This is a genomic window from Bartonella sp. AC329YNZD (genome assembly GCF_042196685.1).
In the GTDB taxonomy this organism is placed as follows: domain Bacteria; phylum Pseudomonadota; class Alphaproteobacteria; order Rhizobiales; family Rhizobiaceae; genus Bartonella.
This window is the reverse complement of the sequence record NZ_JBHIQS010000044.1, coordinates 1-3,925: the sequence shown is the minus strand read 5'-3', so window position 1 is coordinate 3,925 and position 3,925 is coordinate 1. Positions and strand designations below refer to the sequence as shown.

Below are 3,925 nucleotides of genomic sequence, written 5' to 3'. Positions count from 1 at the left end.
GGGTGCTGTGCCAACAATTCCGATAACGGCAGACTGAACCGCGCGAAGGGGGCGGGTGCCGTCGTCAACTTCAACGATTTCAACACCGTGTAGAAAACCTGTTGCCATTTTATACTCCTTTTAATAATTGGCTAATGAAATGAATGGGAAAAAATGAGAGGCGAAAGCCGTTCTTGCGAGCGACTTGACAAAATGTTTAAAACCGTTAGATTCATACAAAGGTGCCTAACAAACACCTTAAAACAACAAGCGGATTGGTTGCCGAAATAACTAATCTTCCGCAGACTAAAGACTTTGACTCATTATATGCGCGTAGCGTATAATAGTGTTGTCGGGTGTGGTTATGCTATACAATACCCTTTTAGGGGAAGGCATAACGACGGGCTTGTTGCCGTGTTTGTTAGCACCCGGCATTCTTCATTGAGTGTCATTAACAAACATTAATCAACAAGGAGTTCACCATGAACAATTTAGTGACAATCAACAATGCTGGTATTGCTGTCACAACCTCTTTAAAAATTGCCGGTGGTGTGGGGAATAGCCACGCTACAGTTATAAAGCTGGTACGTCAAAACATTGAAGACTTTGAAGAATTTGGAAGGGTTGGATTTGAAATCTCACCCTTTGGGACCAAAGGCGGAAGACAGAAAAGAGTAATTGCTATTCTCAACGAACCACAAGCCACTCTACTCATGACCTATATGCGTAACAATGATACGGTGCGTGCATTCAAAAAAGCCCTCGTCAAAGCTTTCTATGATTTAAAAAACCAATTAATTGATAATGATCGTGATACACGCTTTGATTTTCCAAGCAACTGGGATGAAATGGGACCTACTGAAAAAGCTGTTTATATTTATGGACCGCTTCACATGCATCTTGTTAAAGCCTTTACATTAGCAGAAGAGAGCAAACATTATAAAACTCTTGTTGAAGAAGCCAAGCGAGTTTTAGTAAGCCCTGTTGCAAAAGTAGCTTAAGTTAAAAACATGATTTTATCTCCTCGCCTTGAGGCGGGGAGGTAGTTAATGCCGTAAAATATCTTTACATAATACATATTGTACGTATAATACGTATTATACATTAAAGATAGGATGTGCATATGAAAAAATATAGTTTTACAGATGTAAACCGCGGGGCAGGCGATATTTTAGACGAGGCTATGTCTACACCTGTCGCTTTGACAAAACGAGGGCGTGAAAAAATCATTATGCTTCCTGTTGATTTATATCATGAATTAATAAAATCCCGTTCTAGTGTACAATCTTTTGTTTACGCAGATGCACCGCAAAATATATTAGACGATTTAGATCGTGGTTTAGATGACATTTTGAATAGTGATGAACATGTTTAAAGCAGGGGATGTTGTTCAATATTATTATTTATGGCACGAACAAGCGCAAAAAGGTGAACATTCGGGACGTAAAGCGCGTCCTTCTTGTGTTATGGTTAAAACTGAAAGCCATTTCTTTTTGTTTCCTATCACTTCTCAAGAACCTATTAATTTGCAATTTAGCTTAAAAGTACCTGAGATAGAATGTAAACGTGTGGGTTTGCAAAAGCAATCTTGGGTACGTGTTGATGAATTTAATGTTGTTTCTTGCAAATCTTTGTTTGACTTTGAAGATTTAAAACCTCAAGGGCGTTTTAGTCTTTCTTTCATGCGTAAAATTGCACTTAAAATTAAAGAAGTTAAAACAATAAAACCACTTGGAAAAGTTTCTAGAGACTGAGTTATACAATTAAGCAGTATGGAGTGTCGGAACTTTGCTAACATCTGTTTTACGCTCTGCATGCCAAGCATCATAATTGGCTTGAAGCTGTAGCCAGAGGGCTGGTCCATTTCCTAACAATTTACCAATGCGAGCTGCTGTTACGGCTGTAACTGGACGCTCTCCTTTAAGGATTCCGTGCAAGTGCTGGCGTGATATTTGAAGAATCCTAGCAATTTCGGTTTTGCTTGCATTTAAATGTTCTAAGGATTCAGCTAAAACTTCTCCTGGATGAGTAGGGCAGCGATTATGATTACGTGTGGTCATAGATAGTTTCCTTTACAATTAATTTTAAAGACTATTACAATTTAGATAGTATGTTATCAATGTTGTGTTATTTAAAGAAATTTAAGAAATGAACATCAAGCCTATTCGCACTGAACAAGATTATCAAGAAGCCTTAGAAATTGTGTCTGCAATGTTTGATAAGCAGCCAGAAGTTAATACTCCAGAATTTGATCAAATGGAGGTTCTTGTGTTGTTGATTGAAGCGTATGAAGCAGAACACTACCCTGTTTCTCCTCCTCATCCAATTGAGGCTATTAAATTTAGAATGGAACAAATGAACTTAAGTGCTAAAGATCTTGTTCCTGCGATTGGTCATTTAAATCGTGTTTATGAAATATTGAATGGCAAAAGAAAATTAACACTGCGCATGATTAAAAATTTACACCAACAGTTTAATATCCCACTGGAAAGTCTAATAACTTAGGGTTTATACTAATTTATTTTTTTGAAAGATTTTTAAGGTGTTTAAAAGGTCTTCAAAGGTCATTTAAAGACCCTTTAATATGTATTATTTCTCGTTTTAGAAATCACAATTGGTGATGATAAGCTCCTTAGCGGGAACTACATTATTTAAGGCGTTACACGAATAAAACGTATTTATTTTTTTTAAGGTAAATTGACTGAAGGTTTTTCGAACTTCTGGCACATCATTGAGAGACAAAAGAAACTTCCCTTTTAATTGTGCGAGCAGCATAGCCATCCTCTGATAATCCTCTCGCTTAAACAAATCTTTGCCATAATAATCCTCAACATCCCAATAAGGGCATATTCGATATAATATCAAAAAACACAATAAAGTCAATATGTTGAGTGTAATTATTTTATATGAATCCACTTAAGAATCCATCTTTTTATGCATGATTCATTTGACCATTTTTTATATAAGATTGGCATGTATGAATAGACCATAAAAAGCAAATCATGATGTAAATATTATAACGCATGTAAACGTTCAAATAAAATGAAAAGCAGTTATTATACATAACAGTTCATAAATCTTATGATACGTTTTTATCACAGCAGAAATCGCATACGTTTAAAGATCCCATCTTGTTTTAAAGATTGGATTGTTAATCACATGATAAAAACATAAAATTACAGTTCTCAAAATTAGAAGCGCAAAATAGAGAGCTGTCATAACAGCATCATCATAACACCGAATATTTTAAAGATTGCATAAAAGGATTAAGGATAAGATCGCTTTTAAAACGCTTTCTAAAAATTTAGAAAACGATAAAGAGGTATTTTATATCTTATGAAATGAAAAGCCTTTTAATGAATAGATTGCAGGCTAATTTTTAAGAACGGAATTATTCGCTTCCACAAAAAAATGGAAGCAAATAATGCCATGGCAATAGAATTACTATCTACTTTAGACTTGATACTAAGAAACGTTTTAAAAGTTATAGTTTAAAAATACGCTTATGAGACCCTCTCTAAGTGAACGTTTAAACGTTTGAAACTGATGTTTATAACAGTTTTTATAGCCTTGCGTTTGATAAAAGCGCTTGTTTATTGTCTTATGAGAGATTGTTTTGAAAACCAACGCTCGTAAATGTAAAAAGAACGTTTTTTAAGATATTCATTTAAGATGCATTTGCTTTTGATTGGCTTGATAAAGCTACCAAGCGTTTTGATTTAGAATATAAGTTATTTCAATTCACTCAACTCAATTTTAAGGTCAGCATATTGAAACGTTTTAAAAGAAGCATCATGATCATGGGCTTTGTTTTCAATGAATCTTTTTAAAAGATAAAGACGTTATGATTAATACGTTTGAGAGAAACAAAAAGCGTTTATAGGCTTTCTCATTCAAATGAGTGATTAAAGATCATACGCATTATTTACATTCCTTTTGATAAGTT

At 34.6% G+C, this 3,925-nt stretch carries 5 protein-coding genes and 1 pseudogene; 4 read left to right on the top strand and 2 right to left on the bottom strand.

All coding sequences use genetic code 11. From position 1 onward, the window contains the following. Positions 1 to 461 precede the first annotated feature (461 nt). The 3 genes from ACFIMW_RS08835 (at position 462) to ACFIMW_RS08825 (ending at position 1,733) form a co-directional block, all read left to right on the top strand. Entirely contained in the window at positions 462 to 980 is a 519-nt protein-coding gene (locus ACFIMW_RS08835) for a Rha family transcriptional regulator (protein WP_375608830.1), read from the top strand. 122 nt (positions 981 to 1,102) lie between these two features. Next, entirely contained in the window at positions 1,103 to 1,354 is a 252-nt protein-coding gene (locus ACFIMW_RS08830) for a type II toxin-antitoxin system prevent-host-death family antitoxin (protein WP_375607138.1), read from the top strand. Next, a complete protein-coding gene (locus tag ACFIMW_RS08825; protein ID WP_375608831.1) occupies positions 1,347 to 1,733 on the top strand; it encodes a hypothetical protein in 387 nt (128 codons plus the stop codon). The genes ACFIMW_RS08830 and ACFIMW_RS08825 overlap by 8 nt, the downstream gene beginning before the upstream one ends. 9 nt (positions 1,734 to 1,742) lie before the next feature. Here ACFIMW_RS08825 and ACFIMW_RS08820 read toward each other — a convergent pair whose 3' ends face one another. Continuing rightward, a complete protein-coding gene (locus tag ACFIMW_RS08820) occupies positions 1,743 to 2,039 on the bottom strand; it encodes a HigA family addiction module antitoxin (protein ID WP_375608832.1) in 297 nt (98 codons plus the stop codon). An 88-nt stretch (positions 2,040 to 2,127) separates the two neighbouring features. Here ACFIMW_RS08820 and ACFIMW_RS08815 point away from each other — a divergent pair, with 88 nt between their 5' ends. Then, entirely contained in the window at positions 2,128 to 2,484 is a 357-nt protein-coding gene (locus ACFIMW_RS08815) for a type II toxin-antitoxin system HigA family antitoxin (RefSeq protein ID WP_375608833.1), read from the top strand. A 96-nt stretch (positions 2,485 to 2,580) separates the two neighbouring features. Here the strand turns inward: ACFIMW_RS08815 and ACFIMW_RS08810 are convergent. Then, positions 2,581 to 2,841, bottom strand: a pseudogene (locus tag ACFIMW_RS08810) (DNA adenine methylase); the annotation flags it as partial. Positions 2,842 to 3,925: the final 1,084 nt, after the last annotated feature.

Bases quoted from the DNA above. Each gene is read 5' to 3' on its own strand.
- ACFIMW_RS08835 (WP_375608830.1), top strand. From the start codon at position 462: ATGAACAATTTAGTGACAATCAACAATGCTGGTATTGCTGTCACAACC.
- ACFIMW_RS08830 (WP_375607138.1), top strand. From the start codon at position 1,103: ATGAAAAAATATAGTTTTACAGATGTAAACCGCGGGGCAGGCGATATT.
- ACFIMW_RS08825 (WP_375608831.1), top strand. From the start codon at position 1,347: ATGTTTAAAGCAGGGGATGTTGTTCAATATTATTATTTATGGCACGAA.
- ACFIMW_RS08820 (WP_375608832.1), bottom strand. From the start codon at position 2,039: ATGACCACACGTAATCATAATCGCTGCCCTACTCATCCAGGAGAAGTT.
- ACFIMW_RS08815 (WP_375608833.1), top strand. From the start codon at position 2,128: ATGAACATCAAGCCTATTCGCACTGAACAAGATTATCAAGAAGCCTTA.